23 protein-coding genes are annotated in these 22,186 nt (G+C 40.7%); 14 read left to right on the forward strand and 9 right to left on the reverse strand.

The window, feature by feature from the left end; translation table 11 throughout:
* Nucleotides 1–3 precede the first annotated feature (3 nt).
* From radC to BKK47_RS01630, 13 genes are all read left to right on the forward strand, one after another.
* Nucleotides 4–648 (forward strand): RadC family protein, encoded by a 645-nt coding sequence (gene radC, locus BKK47_RS01570; protein WP_425271830.1) that lies wholly within the window; start codon nucleotides 4–6, stop codon nucleotides 646–648.
* A 212-nt stretch (nucleotides 649–860) separates the two neighbouring features.
* A complete protein-coding gene (gene rpmB, locus BKK47_RS01575) occupies nucleotides 861–1,097 on the forward strand; it encodes a 50S ribosomal protein L28 (protein ID WP_005542826.1) in 237 nt (78 codons plus the stop codon).
* Nucleotides 1,098–1,108: 11 nt separating this feature from the next.
* Nucleotides 1,109–1,279, forward strand: coding sequence for a 50S ribosomal protein L33 (gene rpmG, locus BKK47_RS01580; protein WP_005613503.1), 171 nt, complete (start codon nucleotides 1,109–1,111; stop codon nucleotides 1,277–1,279).
* A 71-nt stretch (nucleotides 1,280–1,350) separates the two neighbouring features.
* On the forward strand, nucleotides 1,351–2,166 hold the full coding sequence (gene mutM, locus BKK47_RS01585; protein ID WP_077493179.1) for a bifunctional DNA-formamidopyrimidine glycosylase/DNA-(apurinic or apyrimidinic site) lyase: 816 nt from the start codon (nucleotides 1,351–1,353) through the stop codon (nucleotides 2,164–2,166).
* A gap of 282 nt (nucleotides 2,167–2,448) precedes the next feature.
* Nucleotides 2,449–3,960, forward strand: a complete 1,512-nt coding sequence (locus tag BKK47_RS01590) for a hypothetical protein (RefSeq protein ID WP_077493180.1) — start codon at nucleotides 2,449–2,451, stop codon at nucleotides 3,958–3,960.
* A 463-nt stretch (nucleotides 3,961–4,423) separates the two neighbouring features.
* Entirely contained in the window at nucleotides 4,424–5,944 is a 1,521-nt protein-coding gene (gene nrfA / locus BKK47_RS01595) for an ammonia-forming nitrite reductase cytochrome c552 subunit (RefSeq protein WP_208603956.1), read from the forward strand.
* Nucleotides 5,945–6,012: 68 nt separating this feature from the next.
* Nucleotides 6,013–6,651 (forward strand): cytochrome c nitrite reductase pentaheme subunit, encoded by a 639-nt coding sequence (gene nrfB / locus BKK47_RS01600; RefSeq protein WP_077493182.1) that lies wholly within the window; start codon nucleotides 6,013–6,015, stop codon nucleotides 6,649–6,651.
* Nucleotides 6,648–7,325: a cytochrome c nitrite reductase Fe-S protein gene (gene nrfC, locus BKK47_RS01605; RefSeq protein ID WP_077493183.1), complete on the forward strand. Its 678-nt coding sequence runs from the start codon at nucleotides 6,648–6,650 to the stop codon at nucleotides 7,323–7,325. Before nrfB ends, nrfC begins: the two co-directional genes overlap by 4 nt.
* A complete protein-coding gene (nrfD, locus tag BKK47_RS01610) occupies nucleotides 7,322–8,287 on the forward strand; it encodes a cytochrome c nitrite reductase subunit NrfD (RefSeq protein WP_077493184.1) in 966 nt (321 codons plus the stop codon). The genes nrfC and nrfD overlap by 4 nt, the downstream gene beginning before the upstream one ends.
* Before the next feature lie 86 nt (nucleotides 8,288–8,373).
* A complete protein-coding gene (gene nrfE, locus BKK47_RS01615; RefSeq protein ID WP_077493224.1) occupies nucleotides 8,374–10,278 on the forward strand; it encodes a heme lyase NrfEFG subunit NrfE in 1,905 nt (634 codons plus the stop codon).
* Nucleotides 10,278–10,808 (forward strand): DsbE family thiol:disulfide interchange protein, encoded by a 531-nt coding sequence (locus BKK47_RS01620; RefSeq protein ID WP_077493185.1) that lies wholly within the window; start codon nucleotides 10,278–10,280, stop codon nucleotides 10,806–10,808. The genes nrfE and BKK47_RS01620 overlap by 1 nt, the downstream gene beginning before the upstream one ends.
* The gene (gene nrfF, locus BKK47_RS01625) at nucleotides 10,805–11,860 is read left to right on the forward strand and encodes a heme lyase NrfEFG subunit NrfF (protein ID WP_077493186.1); all 1,056 of its coding nucleotides are present in this window, start codon (nucleotides 10,805–10,807) and stop codon (nucleotides 11,858–11,860) included. Before BKK47_RS01620 ends, nrfF begins: the two co-directional genes overlap by 4 nt.
* A complete protein-coding gene (locus tag BKK47_RS01630; RefSeq protein WP_077493187.1) occupies nucleotides 11,857–13,065 on the forward strand; it encodes a BaiN/RdsA family NAD(P)/FAD-dependent oxidoreductase in 1,209 nt (402 codons plus the stop codon). The genes nrfF and BKK47_RS01630 overlap by 4 nt, the downstream gene beginning before the upstream one ends.
* A gap of 108 nt (nucleotides 13,066–13,173) precedes the next feature.
* Here BKK47_RS01630 and era read toward each other — a convergent pair whose 3' ends face one another.
* From era to grcA, 5 genes are all read right to left on the reverse strand, one after another.
* Nucleotides 13,174–14,082 (reverse strand): GTPase Era, encoded by a 909-nt coding sequence (gene era / locus BKK47_RS01635; protein ID WP_077493188.1) that lies wholly within the window; start codon nucleotides 14,080–14,082, stop codon nucleotides 13,174–13,176.
* Nucleotides 14,079–14,762 (reverse strand): ribonuclease III, encoded by a 684-nt coding sequence (gene rnc, locus BKK47_RS01640; protein ID WP_077493189.1) that lies wholly within the window; start codon nucleotides 14,760–14,762, stop codon nucleotides 14,079–14,081. Before rnc ends, era begins: the two co-directional genes overlap by 4 nt.
* A 1-nt stretch (nucleotide 14,763) precedes the next feature.
* Nucleotides 14,764–15,813, reverse strand: coding sequence for a signal peptidase I (gene lepB / locus BKK47_RS01645; RefSeq protein WP_077493190.1), 1,050 nt, complete (start codon nucleotides 15,811–15,813; stop codon nucleotides 14,764–14,766).
* An 8-nt stretch (nucleotides 15,814–15,821) separates the two neighbouring features.
* On the reverse strand, nucleotides 15,822–17,618 hold the full coding sequence (gene lepA, locus BKK47_RS01650) for a translation elongation factor 4 (RefSeq protein ID WP_077493225.1): 1,797 nt from the start codon (nucleotides 17,616–17,618) through the stop codon (nucleotides 15,822–15,824).
* A 161-nt stretch (nucleotides 17,619–17,779) separates the two neighbouring features.
* A complete protein-coding gene (grcA, locus tag BKK47_RS01655; RefSeq protein WP_018357171.1) occupies nucleotides 17,780–18,163 on the reverse strand; it encodes an autonomous glycyl radical cofactor GrcA in 384 nt (127 codons plus the stop codon).
* Nucleotides 18,164–18,409: 246 nt separating this feature from the next.
* On the opposite strand from grcA, the gene ung reads away from it, so the two are divergent.
* Nucleotides 18,410–19,069 (forward strand): uracil-DNA glycosylase, encoded by a 660-nt coding sequence (gene ung / locus BKK47_RS01660; RefSeq protein WP_077493191.1) that lies wholly within the window; start codon nucleotides 18,410–18,412, stop codon nucleotides 19,067–19,069.
* Nucleotides 19,070–19,170: 101 nt separating this feature from the next.
* On the opposite strand, the gene tadA is transcribed toward ung, so the two are convergent.
* The 4 genes from tadA to BKK47_RS01680 are packed head-to-tail and all read right to left on the reverse strand — an operon-like array spanning nucleotide 19,171 to nucleotide 22,147.
* On the reverse strand, nucleotides 19,171–19,665 hold the full coding sequence (gene tadA, locus BKK47_RS01665) for a tRNA adenosine(34) deaminase TadA (protein WP_341860482.1): 495 nt from the start codon (nucleotides 19,663–19,665) through the stop codon (nucleotides 19,171–19,173).
* A gap of 9 nt (nucleotides 19,666–19,674) precedes the next feature.
* Entirely contained in the window at nucleotides 19,675–20,526 is an 852-nt protein-coding gene (locus tag BKK47_RS01670; protein WP_077493192.1) for a thymidylate synthase, read from the reverse strand.
* A gap of 10 nt (nucleotides 20,527–20,536) precedes the next feature.
* Nucleotides 20,537–21,340, reverse strand: coding sequence for a prolipoprotein diacylglyceryl transferase (gene lgt, locus BKK47_RS01675; RefSeq protein WP_425271829.1), 804 nt, complete (start codon nucleotides 21,338–21,340; stop codon nucleotides 20,537–20,539).
* Between the two features lie 9 nt (nucleotides 21,341–21,349).
* Nucleotides 21,350–22,147, reverse strand: coding sequence for a sulfite exporter TauE/SafE family protein (locus BKK47_RS01680; protein ID WP_077493194.1), 798 nt, complete (start codon nucleotides 22,145–22,147; stop codon nucleotides 21,350–21,352).
* Between the last annotated feature and the right edge of the window lie 39 nt (nucleotides 22,148–22,186).

Consider the following 22,186-nt stretch of genomic DNA (forward strand, 5'->3'; position numbering starts at 1 on the left):
CTTATGCCGCGTGAAAAATTATTAAAATACGGCGTGACCACACTTTCAGACCATGAACTCCTGGCAATTTTTTTACGCACCGGTATAAAAAATTGTCCCGTTATGCAGCTTTCCAAACAAGTACTTGAGCATTTTGGTTCGATCCGAGCATTGCTTTCTGCCGATCAAACCTCTTTTTGTGCAATGAAAGGTTTAGGTATTACACAATTTATTCAACTCCAAGCCACCACTGAAATGACCAAACGTTACCTTAAACAAGAAATGTTTCATGCACAAATTTTTACAGAACCTGAAACCGTTAAATTCTATTTGAGAATGGAATTACAACACGAAGAACGGGAAATTTTCATGGTGTTATTTTTAGACAATCAACACAGGCTCATAAAAAAAGAGCGGTTATTTTTAGGCACAATTAATGTAGCAAACGTGTATCCGCGCGAAATAATTAAAGAAGCGCTTTATTGTAATGCAGCGGCAATCATTTTAGTGCATAACCATCCTTCGGGGATAGCAGAACCCAGCCATGCAGATCAGCTCGTCACACAAAAAATTTGTGAGGCGGCAGAATTAATGGAAATTCGTGTTCTCGATCATTTCATCGTAGGAAAAAACGACTGTTATTCCTTTGCTGAGCATAATTTTCTTTAATTCTCATGAAAACCACTTATTTTTTCTCGCTCCCTCTAGGAAAATCGTATTTATACTTGAGAAATGGAAATAAAGTCAGTATAATCTGCCACCTTTAATATAGTAAGCGGGTCGGATTTGCGCGACCTGACGAGGCAGCAAATCTAGTTAGACTAGGTTTAGAACAATCCGAAACGTAAGCTCGAGCTTATATTTAATTATTGGAGATTATTATGTCTAGAGTTTGTCAAGTAACAGGCAAGCGTCCAGCTGTGGGTAATAACCGCTCACACGCAATGAATGCGACACGTCGTCGTTTTCTTCCAAACCTTCACACCCACCGTTTTTGGGTTGAAAGTGAAAACCGTTTCGTAACTTTACGCTTAACAGCGAAAGGTATGCGTATTATTGATAAAAAAGGCATTGATGCAGTGTTAGCTGAAATCCGTGCTCGTGGCGAAAAAATCTAAGGAGCTAAAACATGGCAGCGAAAGGCGCTCGTGAGAAAATCCGTTTAGTTTCTACTGCAGAGACCGGTCACTTCTACACAACCGATAAAAACAAACGTAATATGCCTGAGAAAATGGAAATCAAAAAATTTGATCCGGTAGTACGTAAACACGTTATCTATAAAGAAGCAAAAATCAAATAATTTTGCTGATTTGAAAAAGCCCGAGATTGCTCGGGTTTTTTTGTACACAAAATTTATTAGAGATCTCAACTATGCCTGAATTACCTGAAGTTGAAACCACCCTACGTGGTATAAGCCCTTATTTAAAAAGTTTTATTATTGAAAAAATTATTGTTCGCCAACCTAAATTACGCTGGCCTGTTTCACCTGAATTAATGGAATTGTCTAACGTGCTAATTCTAACGCTTTCGCGTCGAGCAAAATATCTGATTATCCACACGGAAAACGGATACATCATTGGGCATTTAGGTATGTCGGGATCTGTTCGAATTGTACCGCATGATAGCCCTATTGATAAACACGATCATGTGGATATTGTCATGAGCAATGGGAAATTATTACGCTATAACGATCCCCGCCGTTTTGGCGCATGGTTATGGACAGAAAACCTTGATGAATTTCATCTTTTTTTGAAACTCGGTCCCGAACCGCTTTCTGACGAATTTAACGCCGAATATCTTTTTAAAAAATCCCGTAAAAAATTGACCGCACTTAAAACCTTCTTAATGGATAATGCAATTGTTGTCGGTGTCGGTAATATTTATGCCAATGAAAGTTTATTTTTATGCGGCTTACATCCACAAAAAGTGGTGGCAAATCTAACCCGAAAACAATGTATATTATTAGCAGATACGATCAAATCCGTACTGACACAAGCGATACAACAAGGGGGGACAACACTCAAAGATTTTTTACAGCCTGATGGACGCCCCGGTTATTTTGTACAAGAATTACTGGTCTATGGTAATAAAGGTAAACCTTGTCCAAAGTGCGGTACAAAAATTGAAAGTTTAGTTATTGGGCAACGCAACAGCTATATTTGTCCTCACTGTCAAAAGAAAAAGTAAAAACTTATTGTTCCTCAAACAGGCTCTCAATTTGCAGTTTTTCGTGCCGGAGTAATAGACTTAAAACATTTCCTTCAATGTCAGCTAAGTAACAGAAAAGTTTTTTGTCGTATGTTTTTTATCTTAACATCCTTCAAATTAATTATTCTTATCTCCACTTGATTTTTTTTCATTTAAATTTATAGTTACCCATTGCCAAGTGGGTAACTCTTACAATCCTTACAATCTCTTAACAGATCATTCAAATTCAACTTATCAAATGCCAATCAGGAATAACACAAAATGACCGAACAAAATATAGCACTCAAACTTTGTTCCGATTTAATGATGACTAATTTTAATCAAGAATTTCTTGAAAAATTACAACTTCGCTCTTGGAATCGGGAATTAGGTACGAAGGATAAACTTCAACATACAAAGGACTCTACTTTTTCCGCTATGTTTGTCGATGCGGATCTCGCTTATTCCAAAGAAAATCTACTATGTTGGATAAGAGTGCTGAAAAATGACGGTTTATTATTGATGGAACGTATTGTTGAAAAAACACCTAAAATGTTGACCGCACTTTTTCCGGAACTTTTAACTTTCCACGAAAATTCGAATCCCGGCATTTGGATTTTTAGTAAAAATACGCTCAATGTGGCTGAACTCGAGTCACAAATCATACAGGCTCTTAATGAGAAGTCTCCAACCATTCACCTTCTTCCATTGTTGGAAAAAATGGAATATGTCAATCCACGCTCCGTTTTACCTCACTTTATTAGAGCTAAACTATTTCATAACATTCCTTCTGTTAGCTACGAAAGTTGGCAACGCTTGTTTGACAGGACGCTTACCCCGGTAATGAATATTTATTCTACCTTAAACACTTTAGCCAATGGAAACTATCAAATAGGATTTCAGCAACGGGAAAAAATTTTAGGCAATGCTCATCTACGTCGAACCCCAACACCACCTCTGGAACAATTTTATGATAAACGTTGGAAAGGCGAACACTTAGCAGGAAAAACTATTGTGGTTTGGACTGAATTTGGTTTAGGTGATGAAATTATGTTTGCACAACTAGCTTATTATTTTAAAAGTCAAGGCGCAAAAACAGTAAAATGGATTGTGCAAAGCCCTATTGTTTCACTCCTTTCCACCCATCCTGATATTGATCAGGTGATTGACTCATCCAAATTAAGTCAACAAGCGGAAATTCTGGGTGAATTTGATTACTGGGTCTATCCCCATGAGATTTTAGCTTATGTAAGTACACCGTTTCAGTATTTGCCGAAACGACACCCTTACCTTTTTGCGAAATCAAGTACTCAAAGAAAAACCGCAAATTTATTTCCGGATACAGGCAATTTAAAAGTCGGCATTGCCTGGCGTGGTGATCCAATAAATGAAAATGATGCATACCGTTCTATCCATAACTTAGACTATATTGAAACCTTATTTCAAATGCCTGGGATTGATTGGTATTGTGTTCAAAAGGCTTGTAATGAACAAGAAATACAGCTATTGGAAAAATATAATATTCCACAGGTGACTAAAAATGCAAAAGATTTTGCCCAAACGGCTGCGATGTTAATGCATCTTGATTGCCTTGTATCAACTTGTACTTCTGTCATTCATGCTGCAGGTGCAATGGGCATACCAAGTTTATTAATGTTGTCTTATGTTGGTGATTGGCGTTGGGGTTTGGTTAACCCAACCAATCTCTGGTATCCAACTGTTCAAGTCTTCCGCTGTCCTACACCATTACCGATTTGGGACAGCGTGCAAAGAAGTGAAGCAAACATTAATTGAACGCATAAATTGGAAACAATAAATTAATTCGACCGCACTTTATATAAAGAAACTGCTACATAATGCAGTTTCATAAACCTAATTTTAGGTTTATTTGTAAGGACACACTGCGTGTGTCCGTTTATAACATTTTGCTATGGTTTGACTTTATAACATACATACGCAGTGTGTTCCTATGTTTCGTTAAAATTACTGTTTTGCATAATACTGTAAAGAAACCAAAGTGCGGTTAAAAATTCGTTACTCCCCCCCTTCAATCCCCCCAACTAACTCTTTAGGTGTATTTTTATTTTTTCCTTTGATCTAAAGCAACTTTTTCACAAATAGCCCTAGAAAATCACCATACTTTTGTTATCGTTACTTCCAAACTGAAGTATCTTTTTAAGTAAGATCAATAAGTTATCAATAATAATTTGCATTTGAATAGTTTTATTTTTCCCCACTTTGCTATGGAGTGTTTATCGTGAATACATTAAGAAAAAGTCTTATCTTAGCTGCCACTTTCGCAGCGTTAGGCGGTTATAATTCGGCAATAGCCGAAATGGTTTACAAACCGGTTGAGCAACCCGTTGAAGCACCAAACCCAAATTTAAAAATTGAAGCCGTAAGCGAAAAATTCGCAGAAAAATACCCCAAACAGTTCCAATCTTGGAAAGCAACAGAAAAAGGCGACAAACTAATTTATGCCGACGAAGAAGATCCACGTTTAATCGTGCTTTGGGGCGGCTATGCGTTTTCTAAAGAGTATAACGCACCTCGTGGGCACGCTTATGCGATTACAGATGTACGTAATATTTTGCGTACCGGCGCACCAAAAACCGCTAATGACGGTCCTCAACCAATGGCTTGTTGGACATGTAAAGGTCCCGATGTACCGCGTTTAATCGCTGAGTGGGGCGAAGAAGGCTATTTCAATGCAAAATGGGCAAAAGGTGGACCTGAAATCGTCAATTCTATTGGTTGTGCTGATTGCCACGATACAACATCAAAAGATTTTGCAGAAGGCAAACCTGCATTACGCATTGCACGCCCACATGTTTTACGTGCCTTAGATCACCTCAATAATGCCTTACAGGCTAAAGCAAAAGCAGAAGGAAAGGCACAATCTGATCTTAGTTTTAATACAGCAGCGCGTACTGAAAAACGTGCGGAAATCTGTGCAAACTGTCACGTTGAATACTATTTTGCCGGCGACATCAAACAAGTAACCTTCCCTTGGAATAACGGTCAAACAGTCGATGATATTGAAAAATACTATGATGATATTGGTTTCAGCGATTGGACTCACTCCCTTTCTAAAGCACCAATGTTAAAAGCACAGCACCCTGACTTTGAAATTTGGTCTTTAGGGATGCATGGTAAAAATGGCGTAACCTGTGTGGATTGTCATATGCCGAAAGTACAGGATGCTGATGGTAAAGTTTATACGGATCACCAAATCCAAAACCCATTTGATGCCTTCGATTCAACTTGCGCAAACTGTCATGATCAAAGTAAAGAAAAATTAAAAGAGATCGTGGTTTCACGTAAAAAAGACGTGAAAGATGTGATGGGTCGCTTAGAAGATCAAGTGGTGAAAGCTCACTTTGAAGCTAAAGCAGCTTGGGATGCCGGTGCTGGCAAAGAAGAAATGGAAGCGGCATTAATGGATATCCGCCACGCTCAATGGCGTTGGGACTATGCTGCGGCAAGCCACGGTGGTCACATGCACGCACCTGATGTGATGCTCCGCGTATTAGGTTCTGGTTTAGATAGAGCAGCAGATGCACGTGCTAAACTCGCGACTATCTTAACAAAACACGGCGTAAAAACACCGGTTGAAATCCCTGATATTTCTACCGCTGAAAAAGCATGGAAAGTGATGGGGATTGATATTGAAAAAGAACGTCAAGCAAAAGAAGAATTCTTAAAAACAGTTGTACCTCAATGGGAAAAAGAAGCAAAAGCTAACGGCAAATTAGTCGAAGATACCGCAACAAAATAGTAAGAAAAGTTACCGCACTTTTGTGCTAAAAGTGCGGTCGTTTTCCATAATAAATTTGAGGTTCCAAAATGAATTTAACTTCTTTCCTTCGCAATATGGCAAAAGCCACAGCATTTCTTGTCTTTGCTGCAGCGACACCAATGATTGCCCACGCACAAACGGATTCTGCACTAAATTATGAACCGCAATTAGACAATCAGCGTGACCCAAACCAATACTGTGCGAAATGTCATAAATTTGACAAAGTAGATAAAAATCAAACCTTGGATCAATCCGGGGGTGAATTGCACTTTGGGAAATTCCATGGCACACATTTAAACCAAAAAAATCCAAATAACGGCAAGCCGATCACCTGTGTAAGCTGTCACGGTAATATTACAGAAAACCACCGTCGTGGTGCGAAAGATGTCATGCGTTTTGAAGGGGATATTTTTGGCGAGAAAAAACCAATGTATTCCGTGCAAGAACAAAACCAAGTCTGTTTTGCCTGCCACCAACCGGATAAACTCCGCGAGAAATTATGGGCACACGATGTACATGCGATGAAATTGCCTTGTGCAAGTTGTCACACCCTTCATCCAAAAGAAGATGCAATGAAAGGCATTCAACCAAAACAACGAGTTAAACTTTGTGTTGACTGTCATGGTGAACAACAAAAACGCCAAGCCGAACAAGAAAAATCAACCGAACAAAAGGATAAACAATGACAACTTGCTCACGCCGAAACTTTGTTTCCGGCATGGGGGCTGTGATCCTTATGACGGGAACACCTTTAACTTCTTTAGCAAAAGAAGATAAGGCAGATAAAACCAAACGTTATGCAATGATACATGATGAAACGGCTTGCATTGGCTGTACAGCCTGTATGGATGCTTGCCGTGATGTCAACCAAGTGCCGCAAGGCGTATCTCGTTTAGAGATTTTGCGTAGCGAACCTTATGGTGAATTTCCAAACCAGAAATATGAGTTTTTCCGCCAATCTTGCCAGCATTGTAGCAATGCACCTTGCGTGGCGGTTTGCCCAACCGGTGCCTCATTTATTGATAAAGAGACGGGCATTGTCGATGTGCATAAAGATTTATGCGTAGGCTGCCAATATTGTATTGCGGTCTGTCCGTATCGTGTGCGTTTTATTCATCCGGAACATTTAACCGCAGATAAATGCAACTTCTGTCGTGATACCAATTTAGCCAAGAGTAAACAGCCCGCCTGTGTAGAAGCTTGTCCGACAAAAGCGTTAATCTTTGGCGATATGAACAACCAGACCAGTGAAGTCGCCCGTAAAGTAAAAGAAAAACCGGTTTATCGCACAAAAGTGGAATTAGGGACACAACCAAATCTCTACCATATTCCATTCCAACATGGGGAGCCTAGAAGATGACGTTAGATTATCCTGTTCCGTTCCACACGCCAAATTTAGTGTGGGATTCAACCATTGCGATCTATTTGTTTTTACTTGGGATCTCATCCGGTGCGGTACAATTAGCTATTGCATTTAAACGTAGTCATAAATTGGAAAACCCAAGCCAAAACTGGATCATTCGTGCCGGTGTGATTTTAGGTTCGGTGCCGACATTAATCGGCTTAACCCTGTTAATTTTCCACTTGGCGCGTCCTTGGACATTCTGGAAATTGATGTTTAATTATCAATTCAATTCTGTTATGTCCATGGGGGTGATGCTCTTCCAAATTTATATGCTGTTCTTGGTGTTATGGGGTGTAGTGATATTCAAAAATGAAATTGAAGCACTCATTCACCGTTTTATACCAAAACTAAAATTTGTGATGAAATTAATTAGCATTGCCGAACGGTTAATTAGCCCCGTAGAAGTGATTTTATTCGTTCTTGCCGCGGTGTTAGGCGCCTATACCGGTTTCCTACTGTCCGCCTTAATCAGCTACCCAATGCTAAATAATCCGGTATTACCGGCATTATTCTTAGCATCAGGCACGTCATCGGGAATTGCAGCCACATTCTTAATCATTCTGATAGCCGGTAAATTGAAAGGTGATTCTCACGAATCTCACTTCATTCACAAATTTGAAGTGCCGATTATGGTAACTGAACTTGGCTTATTAGTGTGTTTCTTTGTGGGATTATATTTTGGCGGTGGACAAAAAACCTTGGCATTATACAATGCGCTTTCGGGATTCTGGGGAGCGGTATTCTGGATTGGTGTATTCTTTATCGGAATTTTAATACCATTAATTGCCAATATGTTTGCCTCCGATCGATTCAAATATAATCGCACTTTCATTATTTGGGTGTCGATTTTCGACTTGATCGGGGTTCTCTGCTTACGCTACTTTATTTTGTATGCAGGACAATTAACCGTCGCTTAGAGAAGTTGTTTTATGGAGAAAGGCGTATTAATATGCGCCTTTCTTTTTTGAAACCCGATTTTTATCCACTGAAAAACAAATTTATTATGCTTCCAGAACTTGGTTTCCTTTCCCTTTTAATCGCAACTATCAGTGCGCTGTTTCTTGCATTGTTCCCACAAGTCGGTTTATTCAAAAAAAATCCCACTTTAATCAATTCTGCTTGGTGGTTAAGCTACATTTTCACTATAACAACTACGTTTTCTCTCGGTATTCTCGCTTATTCTTTCGCAATTGATGATTTCACCCTTGAATACGTGGCAGCCCATTCCAATTCCCAGCTCCCGACTTTTTTCAAAGTCGCAGCCACTTGGGGAGGACACGAAGGTTCTATGTTATTCTGGTTATTTTCATTGAGTTTATGGCTTACTGCTTTTGCTTTTTTTAACCGAAAAAATGACCGCACTTTTTCCTCTCAAAGCTTATCTTTACTGGGGGTGATTTGTTTTGGCTTTGCCGTATTTATTTTGTTTTATTCCAATCCCTTCGGACGCATTTTCCCAGCCACAATAGAAGGGCGTGATCTCAACCCAATGTTGCAAGATATCGGATTAATTTTCCATCCACCGTTGCTTTATGTCGGCTACGTGGGTTTTGCTGTGAATTTTGCCATAAGCCTAAGCGCGCTCATTCATCATCGATCCGTCCAACAAATCGCCGATAAAATGCGAAGTTGGGTCTTATTTTCATGGCTATTTTTAACCCTAGGTATCGTGCTAGGGGCATGGTGGGCATATTATGAACTAGGCTGGGGTGGCTGGTGGTTTTGGGATCCGGTGGAAAATGCCTCGCTGATGCCTTGGCTACTCGGACTTGCTTTACTACATAGCTTAGTCATTGCGGAAAAACAAGGCGTATTCCCTTATTGGACAACCTTATTTTCTCTCCTCACTTTTGCCTTCAGTGTACTCGGCACCTTTATTGTTCGCTCAGGAGCACTCACCTCCGTTCATGCTTTTGCTGTAGATAATACCCGTGGTTATGCATTACTACTCATCTTTTTTTTGCTCACCTTATTTGCTTTTGGGTTATTCGCACTACGCTCAAATACTCAACAAAGTGCGGTCAAATTTCAGCTTATTTCAAAAGCAGGAGGAATTTTATTACTCAATATTTTATTAACCATCGCCACGGTTTCCACCTTTTTAGGTACGTTCTACCCCATGCTATTTCAAGCGATGGATTGGGGATCTATTTCTGTCGGCAGCCCCTATTTCAATAGCATTTTCTTACCCATTTTGACGGTCATGTTAATGGCTATGGTCGTTTCTCTCTCATTACGCTGGGTGAGGTTTGAGCAATCTTTTTTTATACGCCGTTTATTATTGATTATCCCTGCCGGAGGCATTGCCTTATTGATGATTTGGCAACAAATTCATCATAATGAATCCCTCCGTTTCCATGGCTTCGCCTTCCTTTTATTAACCCTTGCCATCTGGCTTTTCTTTGCTACTTTATGGCAAAATTGGCGAAAAATCCGCCTTGCACAACTCGGTATGATTCTAGCCCATTGCGGTGTGGCAATGGCTACGATGGGGGCAGTGATGAGCAGTTATTTTGGTAGTGAAATCGGGGTTCGCCTTGCACCGCAACAAAGCCAAAAACTCGGGAAATACGAATTTCATTACCGCCAATTCTCTAATGAAATCGGTCCCAACTTCACAGCAGAAGTAGCATTTTTTGATGTCACGGAAAAGGGTGAACCTTACGCCAATATCATACCGGAATGCCGTTATTATGACGTCCGCACCATGACGATGAGCGAAGTCGGTTTAAGTGGCGGATTTTGGGGTGATCTCTATATTGTGATGGGAGATTCTCTCGGAAAAGGGGAATTTACTTTCCGTCTGCATTACAAGCCGCTTATTCGTTGGCTTTGGGCAGGGGGAATTTTAATGGCATTAGGTGCCCTTTGTAGCACATTTGCTTTACGCCGAAAACAGGAAAAATGATGAAGAAAAAACTCCTTTTTTTTACACCGCTCTTGATGCTTTTAGGTGTATGTCTCCTATTAATTGCCGGGTTGAACCAAGATCCGAAAAAGATTGCTTCTGCACTAATAGATAAACCCATACCGGAGTTTTATCAAGCAAATTTGCTTAATCCTTCGCAAACGATCAGTCCGAAAAATTTCCCAAAACAACCATTTTTATTGAATATTTGGGGCAGTTGGTGTGGCTACTGCAAAGAAGAACATCCGCTATTAATGGATATCGCCAAAACCACTCCGATCATCGGCATTGATTATAGGGATAATCCACAAAACGGGCGTGAAATGCTCAAAAGAATGGGAAATCCTTTCCTTTTGACCATCGATGACAGCCACGGTGAACTTGCAATGAAACTCGGTGTAGATGGCGCACCGGAAACCTATTTAGTGGATGCTCACGGTATTATTCGTTATCGTCACTCAGGGCTACTTGATCGAGAAACCTGGAAAAATGTCTTTATTCCCAAAATTCAACAATTAATGAAAAAATGAGAACCTTTTTAACCGCACTTTTATTCGCCTTTAGCTTATTTGTACAAGCGGAAATGGTGGATACTTACCAATTCAAAAGCTCGGCGGATCGCACCCGTGCCGTAGAATTGGCAAAATCGCTACGTTGCCCTCAGTGTCAAAATCAAAACTTGGTGGAATCCAATTCTCCCATTGCCTATGACCTACGCATTGAAGTGTATAATATGGTGAATGAAGGCAAAACCAATCAGCAAATAATTGATACAATGACGGCACGTTTCGGTGATTTCGTGAATTATAAGCCGCCTTTTCAATGGAATACCGCATTATTATGGCTATTACCCATTGGGTTACTCATTTTAGCCGCCGGATTAGTTTGGCATTCTCACCAAAAAACACCTCAGCTCAAGGATAACGCCTCCCTTTCCACATTCAACGATCTCGAGCAAAACGAGCCATGCACGCGTTCTTCCCAAAAGAGCAATGGAAAAATCGCTCTAAGTATTTTTGCGTTACTCATTGCCATTCCGCTTGGCTATTATTTATCCCTTGACCGTTTTTCACGCCTACAAGAAGGTGAGCAAGCGATGATTTCCCAACATAACAAGCAAATTGAAATGGCAGACTTCCACAAAAAAGAAGATGTAATTACGAAAATTCAGGATAAATTGCGGGCTGATCCGAACAATGTAGAAGCGTGGATTCAGTTAGGTGAGGCTTATGTGCAAAACAATGAATTTACTCATGCCCTCATCGCCTATACAAACGCAGAAAAATTAGTAGGCGCTAAACCGAATATTTTAGGTTTAAAAGCAACCGCACTTTATTATCAAGCGGGGCAACAACTTACCCCAGAAGTCCAACAACTTTTGAACCAGGCCCTCACACAAGATCCCAAAGAAATTTCTAGCATCTCTTTGCTGACAACCCTTGCCCTTGAAGCACGCAACTATGCACAGGCAAAAGATTATTTACAGCAATTATTAGATAGCGGCAATGCCGCCGTTGATCGCCGTATGGTGATTCAACGAATGAAAATGTTAGAATTTTTAGATCGAGGGCAAACACAGTGAAGCATTATTCCGAAACCCTCATTATCGGTGCGGGTGCCGCAGGTTTATTTTGTGCGGCACAATTAGGAAAATTAGGCAAAGAAGTCACTATACTGGATAACGGTAAAAAAATCGGGCGAAAAATCTTAATGTCCGGCGGTGGTTTTTGCAATTTTACCAATCTTGATGTCACCCCTGCCCACTATCTCTCGCAAAATCCTCATTTTGTCAAATCAGCCCTTGCACGTTATACCAACTGGGATTTTATTTCGCTCGTGGCTGAATATGGCATTGCCTATCACGAAAAAGAACTCGGACAACTTTTTTGTGATGAAGGGGCGGAAAAAATCGTAGAAATGTTGGCAATAGAATGTAAAAAATACCAAGTAAAGATACACTTACGCAGTGAAATATCACAAGTGGAACGCATTGAAAATGATGAAAAAGTACACTTTAGCGTAACCGCAAACGCGATGCAATGGCAGTGTAAAAATTTGGTGATTGCCACTGGTGGTCTTTCTATGCCGGGGCTTGGTGCAACACCTTTCGGTTACCAAATCGCTGAACAATTTGATATTCCGGTCATTCCACCGAGGGCTAGCCTTGTTCCCTTTACTTATCATGAAACCGATAAGTTTTTGACCGCACTTTCAGGCATTAGCCTACCCGTTACCATCACCGCAAAATGCGGAAAATCTTTTCACAATCAGCTGCTTTTCACTCATCGTGGTATTTCCGGCCCTGCCGTATTGCAAATTTCCAATTATTGGAAACCGAATGAAAGCGTGGAAATTGATTTGTTACCAACGCATAATTTGGAAGATGAAATCCAGCAAATGAAACAACACTCGCCAAAACTGATGTTAAAAACCGTGCTGACACGTTTACTTCCCAAAAAATTAGTAGAACGTTGGATCGAACAAGGTTTTATTCAAGATGAAGTGATTGCTAGCCTCAGTAAAGTGCGGCTAAAAAATCTGTTGGATTTGGTTCATCATTGGCAATTTACCCCCAATGGAACGGAAGGTTATCGCACGGCAGAAGTGACCATGGGCGGTGTCGATACCCACCATATTTCCTCCAAAACGATGGAAAGTCAGCAAGTGAAAGGCTTATATTTTATCGGCGAAGTACTAGATGTTGTCGGCTGGCTCGGCGGTTACAATTTCCAATGGGCGTGGAGCTCCGCTTATGCTTGTGCTTCTGGAATAAGGGAAAAAATGTAGGGACACACGCAGTGTGTCCCTACAAATAACGCCTAAATCGTGTTTCAGTCACTGCGACATAATACCGGCTTTCTACCTCATAAAACTTACGGAAAAAAAGCCGCACTTTTATTCATCCATATAGCCCAAACTGCGTAATGCACGCTCATCATCCGCCCAGCCTGATTTCACTTTCACCCATAATTCAAGATGAACTTTGTTATCAAATAAGCGTTCCATATCCGCACGGGCTTCCATACCGATGGTTTTGATTTTTTGTCCTCGAGCACCAATGACCATTTTCTTTTGTCCTTCACGTTCCACCAAAATCAATCCGTTAATTTCATAAGTACCACGTTCATTCACTTTAAATTGTTCAATTTCAACGGTCACCGAATAAGGCAATTCTTCACCGGTAAAACGCATCAATTTTTCACGGATAATTTCTGATGCCATAAAACGTTGCGAGCGGTCTGTCACATAATCCTCAGGAAAATGATGTACCCCTTCACGCAAAGCTGAACGTACAATTCTTTCCAGTTCATGAACATTATTGCCACGTTGGGCTGAAATCGGCACGATATGGGCGAAATCAAATTTTCCGCTTAATTCAGTGATAAACGGCAATAAATCATCTTTATTTTTGATGTTGTCCACTTTGTTAATCGCCAATACTACCGGCGCTTTCGCGTTGCGAAGTTTGTTTAGCACCATTTCATCATCGGCATTCCAATGGGTTCCGTCCACCACAAAAATGATAAGATCCACATCGCCAATAGCACTACTTGCCGCACGGTTCATTAAACGGTTAATGGCACGTTTTTCTTCAATGTGTAACCCCGGAGTATCCACATAAATTTCTTGGTAAGCCCCTTCGGTTTTGATCCCAACAATACGGTGGCGGGTGGTCTGTGCTTTGCGTGATGTAATTGAGATTTTTTGCCCTAAAATTTTGTTCAAGAGCGTTGATTTCCCCACATTCGGGCGACCTACAATGGCGATAAAGCCACAATAAGTTTTGTCAAATTGTTCTGTCATTTGATGTCCAGTTCTTTTAAAATTTTTTCTGCTGCAGCCTGTTCTGCTTTACGGCGACTTGATCCTTTCCCCACAAAAGTGCGGTCAATTTTATCCACATTTTTCACTTTGCATTCAACGGTGAAAGTCTGGCAATGGGGTTCACCTTGAATATTCACGACTTTATAACTTGGTAATACCAGCCCTTTACCTTGTAAATACTCTTGTAAGCGGGTTTTCGCATCTTTTTGATTATCACCCGGTTTAATTTCTGCCAACAAGGATTGATACCAAGTTCGGATCACTTGCGTTGTGAGCATAATACCTTGATCCAACGACATTGCGCCAATAATAGCTTCCACACAGTCCGCAAGAATTGATTCACGGCGAAAACCACCGCTCTTTAACTCACCTGAACCAAGAGACATATATTCTCCCAGTTCAAACTGACGTGCTAACACCGCTAATGTTTTTTCTCTCACTAAAGTCGCCCGCATACGACTCAGTTCACCTTCGTTACAATGAGGGAATTGATGATACAAGGCTTCGGCAATCGTGAAATTGAGGATAGAATCGCCCAGAAATTCTAGGCGTTCATTATGTTTTGTGGCAGCACTTCGGTGGGTGAGTGCTAATTTTAAGAGCGAAATATCCCTAAATTGATAACCGATTTTTCGCTCTAATCTCTCTAAATGATTCATTTTATTTAATTGCTGTAAAGAAACGTTCGAAACGTAAGCCTGTCGGCCATTCGTTTGGTTCTTTTTCTAAGCTCATCCAAATATAAGTGGCTTTACCGACGATATTTTTTTCCGGCACAAATCCCCAAAAACGGCTGTCATCACTGTGATCACGATTATCTCCCATAACAAAGTACTGTCCTTCCGGCACCACCCACTCCGCCGTTGGATTACCTTCTTGTGGGAAAAATTCCGGTCCAGCATAACGGCGATACGGGCTAATTAACACGTTATGTATTACATCGCCTTTTTCAGTCAACTCCAATTCATTCGGAAATGCCGGATTCGTTGGATTTTGGCTATATTCAAACGTTTTGGTTTCACAATTTACATCGCAAGGCTTGCCTTCTTTACTGTACACAATTTGCAATGTTTTTTGCTCCATATCGAAAATAACACGATCTCCGCCTTGCCCGACAATACGTTTTATGTAATCCACACCGGACATATTATTTTTTGAGGTTAACGCTAAATTTTCCGCATAGGCTGCTCGGGTTGCGCCCAATCCGGTACGAAGTAAAGCTTGTTCCGGTGCTTTAAATACGATGACATCACCACGTTGCGGCTTATCACCCGCAACAATCGTATTTTGAAAAATAGGATCTTTGATGCCATAAGCATATTTATTCACCACCAAAAAATCGCCTACACGCAATGTTGACTCCATTGAACCGGAAGGGATTTGGAAAGGTTCAAATAAAAACGAACGGACAAAGAACACCACAGCAAGCACAGGAAATAATGAAGACAAAAACTCCGAACCTTCCGAAATAGGTTCGATTTTTGCTTTTTCTTCATCCGTTAATGCCTGACCGGAACGCTGCTCGGCACGAGCTATTTTACGTTGGCGTTTCGGCATAACAACAAAGCGATGATAACACCATAATACGCCTGAAACCGTTGTCAAAATCAACAATAAAATGCTAAAAGTATTGGGTAATTGGAAATAATCCAACGCTTTCCAAATACCAAAGCCTACGGCTAAAAAAATCACGAAAAATAAATTAGACATACTGTTCCTTATTTATCCTTACCTACATGTAAAATCGCAAGAAACGCCTCTTGTGGTACTTCCACATTTCCAAGGGATTTCATTCGTTTTTTACCTTCTTTTTGTTTCTGTAAAAGTTTTTTCTTACGGCTCACATCACCACCATAACATTTTGCCAAAACGTTTTTACGCAATTGTTTCACCGTTGAACGTGCAATAATGTGATTACCAATCGCCGCTTGAATCGCAATATCAAATTGCTGACGAGGGATCAATTCACGCATTTTCTCCACCAGTTCACGCCCGCGATACTGTGCGTTATCTTTATGCACAATTAAGGCTAAGGCATCCACACGTTCACTGTTAATCATAATATCCACACGCACCATATCCGCCGCTTGGAAACGTTTAAAACCGTAATCTAAGGAAGCATAACCGCGTGAGGTGGATTTTAAACGGTCGAAGAAATCCAGCACTACTTCACCCATTGGAATTTCGTAAGTCAAAGCAATTTGATTACCGTGATACACCATATTAGTTTGCACTCCACGTTTTTCCACACAGAGCGTAATCACATTTCCGAGGTATTCTTGCGGCACGAGCATATTACACTCCGCAATAGGTTCACGAATTTCGGAAATATTATTAAGCGGTGGCAATTTCGCCGGGCTATCTACATAAACGACTTCACCGTTTGTCATTTGCACTTCATAAATTACTGTCGGAGCTGTTGTGATCAGATCTAAATCGTATTCCCGCTCTAAACGTTCTTGAATAATCTCCATATGGAGTAGTCCCAAGAAACCACAACGGAAACCAAAACCCAGTGCCGTTGAATTTTCCGGTTCATAGAATAATGAGGCATCATTGAGGCTTAATTTACCCAAGGCATCACGAAAGGCTTCATAATCATCCGAGCTGACAGGGAATAACCCCGCATAAACTTGTGGCTTCACTTTCTTAAAGCCCGATAAAACCTCGCTTGCCGGATGATGTTGATAGGTTAAGGTATCGCCCACCGGCGCGCCTAAAATATCTTTAATGGCACAAACCACCCAGCCCACTTCACCGCAATTCAATACCGTGGTATCCACTTGTTTTGGCGTGAAAATACCAAGGCGATCCACATTATAAGCCTGTCCTGTGGACATCACTTTAATTTTATCGCCTTTGCGTAGCGTGCCGTTTTTAATCCTCACAAGGGAAACTACGCCCAGATAATTATCAAACCAAGAATCAATGATTAAGGCTTGTAATGGTGCGTCAGGATCGCCTTCCGGTGCAGGAATTTTCGCCACAATTTCTTCTAATACATCTTCAATGCCTTGTCCGGTTTTCGCCGAGCAACGCACGGCTTCCATCGCATCAATGCCCACAATATCTTCAATTTCTTCTGCCACACGTTCAGGATCTGCCGCAGGTAGGTCAATTTTGTTTAAAATAGGCACCACCTCGAGATCCATTTCAATTGCCGTGTAACAGTTGGCAAGGGTTTGCGCCTCAACACCTTGACCGGCATCCACCACTAATAATGCCCCTTCGCAGGCTGCCAAAGAACGTGATACTTCATAGGAAAAATCCACGTGTCCCGGCGTATCAATAAAGTTTAATTGATAGGTTTCGCCATTTTTAGCCTTGTAATTTAACGTTACACTCTGTGCTTTAATAGTGATGCCACGCTCACGTTCAAGATCCATTGAATCCAATACCTGTGCTTCCATTTCACGATCGGAAAGCCCACCACAAGTTTGAATCAAACGGTCGGAAAGAGTGGATTTACCATGGTCAATATGGGCAATAATAGAAAAGTTACGAATATTCTTCATAAATGTGTTGGTTTTCTCAAAAATCATTAAATTTAACTGGCGGATTGTACCTGAAAAGCATAAAAATCGCTAGGAAAGAAAGGAAAGTGCGGTGGATTTTTTCTGAGTTTTAGAAAAACAAAACCCCGATAAAATCGGGGTTTCTCTCATTCAATCTGAAATTATAAACTTTCAGTGAAAGTACGAGTGATCACATCACGTTGTTGTTCCGGAGTTAAAGAATTGAAACGCACGGCATAACCTGAAACACGGATAGTTAATTGTGGATATTTATCCGGGTTGTTTACCGCATCTTCTAAGGTTTCACGACGTAATACGTTCACGTTTAAATGTTGACCGCCTTCCACTTTTACAGTTGGTGCGACATTTACCGGTAATTCACGATATTCGATTTGACCCAGTTCGCTCACTGCAACAACCTGATCTTCCTCGAATCCACCTTTTGCACATAAGCAACGTGCTTCGTTGGTATCGCTGTCTAGTAACCAGAATGAATTAAGTAAATTGTCATTCGCTGCTTGGGTAATTTGAATACCTTTAATCATAATAGACTCCTAATTTGTATGGGGATAATCATAAAACTGCTCAGATTTTATCAAAAAATTTTAATACTTCAAATTCTTTTGATTAAGAACCAGCCTCTTTTTACAAGTTTTTAGCTGAATGAAAAAATTCTCTTGCAATGAAACCTATTTCTAAACTTCAATTAACATTTAATCAATAAATTAACTCATTCCATAGATTGGAACTTGGTTTATAATACTACAACTCAACTTGAAGAGGATTTGATGATGAAAACATGGACAGATGTGATCGGCAAAGAAAAAGAGCAGCCTTATTTTCAACACACATTAAAACAAGTTCACCTTGCCAGACAAAGTGGGAAAACTATTTATCCTCCGCAAGAAGAGGTTTTTAATGCCTTTAAATACACGGCGTTTGAAGATGTCAAAGTGGTGATTTTAGGGCAAGATCCTTATCATGGACCAAACCAAGCACACGGTCTCGCCTTTTCAGTGAAACCTGAAGTCGCTATTCCTCCGTCCTTATTAAATATTTACAAAGAATTAAGTCAAGATATTCCGGGCTTTCAAATGCCAAGTAATGGCTATTTAGTGAAGTGGGCAGAACAAGGTGTGTTATTACTCAATACTGTTTTGACTGTTGAACGGGGATTAGCCCACTCGCATGCCAATTTAGGTTGGGAAACTTTTACTGACCGTGTCATCGCCGCACTCAATGAACAGCGTGAAAATTTAGTTTTTTTGCTCTGGGGAAGCTATGCTCAGAAAAAAGGCAGTATGATTGACCGATCCCGCCACTGTGTTTTAACCGCTCCCCACCCCTCTCCTCTTTCGGCACATCGAGGATTTTTCGGCTGCAAACATTTTTCCAAAACAAATGCTTATCTTAAAGAAAACGGAATGAAGGAAATTGACTGGCAAGTTTAAAGTGCGGTCAGTTTTAAGAGTGTTTTTTGTATTATCTCATAGAGACATTCAGTGGTTAGCTAAGTTAATTCAAAAATATTTACAATAAGTAAAGCCTACACTTAGAATATTGCATTTACCTTTTCTAACCTCTTTTCCGCCCGTCTTTTACGGAAAAAAGCACTTAATTTTTCACCGCACTCTTGTGCCAATACGCCACCGGTGATTTCGACCGTATGATTCATTTGATAATCATCAAAAAAGTGAAAACGGGAACCTACCGCACCGGTTTTATAATCTCGAGCACCAAACACCAAACGCTGAATTCGACTGTGTAAAATCGCACCGGCACACATAGTACAGGGTTCGAGTGTGACATAAAGGGTGGTATTCAGTAGGCGATAATTTTGTACCTTTTTTGCCGCGTTGCGTAATGCCACAATTTCGGCGTGAGCGGTCGGGTCGTTTTCAATAATGGAAAGATTCCAACCTTCCCCAAGGATATTCCCCTCGCTGTCGACCAAGACAGCGCCTACGGGAATTTCACCTAAGGATTCGGCTTTATCCGCCAAGCTCAAAGCATGGCGCATAAATTTCTCATCAAAATCCGACCGCACTTTTTTGCCTTACACTGAGAAAGGGTATTTAATCGGTTCGTGGGATTGATAGCCAATCACCTTGAAATCATCCATCGTCACCCAAGTTTCTAAATCTTCGAGGGTTTTAATATCCGGATTAATTTCCAATTTCGGCAGTGGGAAAGGTTCACGTTTTAATTGCACATCACGCATTAATTCCAGTTGATCTTCATAAATATGCGCATTAATAATTTTGTGGAACGCCTTACCCGCTTTCTTTCCAGTGATTTGCGCCATTAATGCGAGAAAAGTAAAAACTTGAATTTGGTTGAAATTCAGCCCTAAAGGGACATCACAAGAACGTTGATAACTGGTGAGATGCAGAGTATCACCCACAAGAGAGAAGGTGTGTGTGTGCATACAAGGACGTAAACAGCCAAGATCAATTTCACCCGGGTTGAAAAATGTCATAATTTCACCACGATCGTCAATGCCTTGAGTGAGATTGTTCACAATTTTACGAAGTTGATCCACCGTTTCGCCGTTCGGTTTACGCCATGCTCTACCCTGAACGCCATAAACCCGTCCCATATCGTCCGTACCTTTACGATGAGGATTGGTAAGCCATGCTGCATTTTCATTGGCATTGGCATCCCAAGTTTTGGTGCCGAGTTTACGAAAATCCGCCGCATTATCATAACCACGAATATAACCTAAAAACTCTGCAATCGCGACTTTCCAATAGCTTTTTCTTGTGGTGATAAGGGGAAATTGGTTATTGGCGACATCATATTCCAAATCAGCATTAATCACTGTTAAACAACGTTTTCCCGTGCGTTCATTAGCAATCCATTCCCCTTCATCAATAATGCGGCGACAAAGATCGAGATATTGTTTCATAAAAAACTCCTTAATTTTTTACCGCACTTTTGCGTGTATAAGCCCACCACATAATCAATGCGCCACCGATAATCATCGGTAAACACAAGGCTTGACCACGGGTCATAATGCCAAGGAAAGATTCCACTTCCGGCTCTCGCACATATTCCACAATAAATCGGAACACCCCATAGCCAACTAAGAATAAACCGGCAACAGAGCCCATCGGGCGTGGCTTTTTGATAAAGAGATTGAGCAAGATAAAGAGAACAAATCCTTCTAAAAAGGCTTCATAAAGTTGCGAAGGGTGACGAGGCAATAAAAGAGGATCATTTGGGAAAATCATTGCCCAAGGCACATTGGTTTCACGCCCCCAAAGTTCAAGATTAATAAAATTGCCAATACGCCCTAATCCTAAACCAAAAGGAATTAAGGGTGCGACAAAATCTGCCGTTTGCCAGAAATGACGTCTTTGCGAATAAGACGTCCAGATCATCGCAATAATTACACCGATTAATCCACCATGGAACGACATTCCCCCTTCCCATACCCGGAACAAATAAATCGGATCTTGTAAGAAATGATCAAGGTTATAGAAGAACACATCACCAATACGTCCCCCTAGAAATACCCCCATAAAACCGTTGAAAAGTAAGGTATCCACTTGCTCAACCGTCCAACCGCTATTTGGTTTATTGGCTCGTCGTACAGCAAGCCAACGGGCAAATACAAAGCCAAGTAAATACATTAAACCATACCAACGCAAGCCGATATTACTATCACCAAAAGTAAAAATGCTCGGATCAAAATGAGGAAGGAGTAGATATTGATTCATAATTTTCCTTTATTTCAGAAACATATCAATGGCAATCACGATTAACAATAGTGCAAAGCCCTTTTTCAATGTTGGCACCGGTAATTTAGCGGTTGCCGTTGCACCTAATTTTGAGGTAAAAAATGAGGTGGCAGTGATGCCGAATACTGCAGGTAAATAAATATAACCTAAAGAATAATCCGGCATAGCAGGATTTCCCCAACCACTTACCATAAAACTCAACATACCGGATAAACCAAGCAACATACCGCAAAAGGCTGAAGAACCAATCGCTTTTTTCATATCAATGCCGCGAGAATTTAAAAACGGGACAATAAAGCCACCGCCGCCAATGCCTGCCGCACTGGATACCATACCGATTAAAATACCGCCAATAATGACAGATTTTGTTGTCAGAGTTTTTGTTGATTCCGTTGTTTTAGGCTTAATAGAAATCATCATTTTTACGGCTAAATAAACCACAAGACAGGAAAATAACTTTGCCGCAATATCACGATCTAACTTGCCGATAAATAAACCGGAAATAAAGACAGTAATCATAATTACGGGCGCTAAGATTTTCACTGCGTCCCACACAATATTGCCTAATTTATGATGACGTTGTGCCGAAGAAAATCCTGTAATCACAATAGTAGCAAAAGAAGTGCCAAGTGCGGTTGACATCAGTAATGGCTCAGGAACCCCCATCATTGGCAACAAATAAACCAATACCGGTACAATCACCAATCCACCACCAATACCGAATAAGCCGGCAAGAAATCCGACTACTCCACCTACTAATAGGCAAATTGCAATGAAAGTCAGCATAACCTAACCTCTTTTATTAAACGAACGTTTAGAATATTT

The organism is Rodentibacter mrazii, assembly GCF_001998825.1.
In the GTDB taxonomy this organism is placed as follows: domain Bacteria; phylum Pseudomonadota; class Gammaproteobacteria; order Enterobacterales; family Pasteurellaceae; genus Rodentibacter; species Rodentibacter mrazii.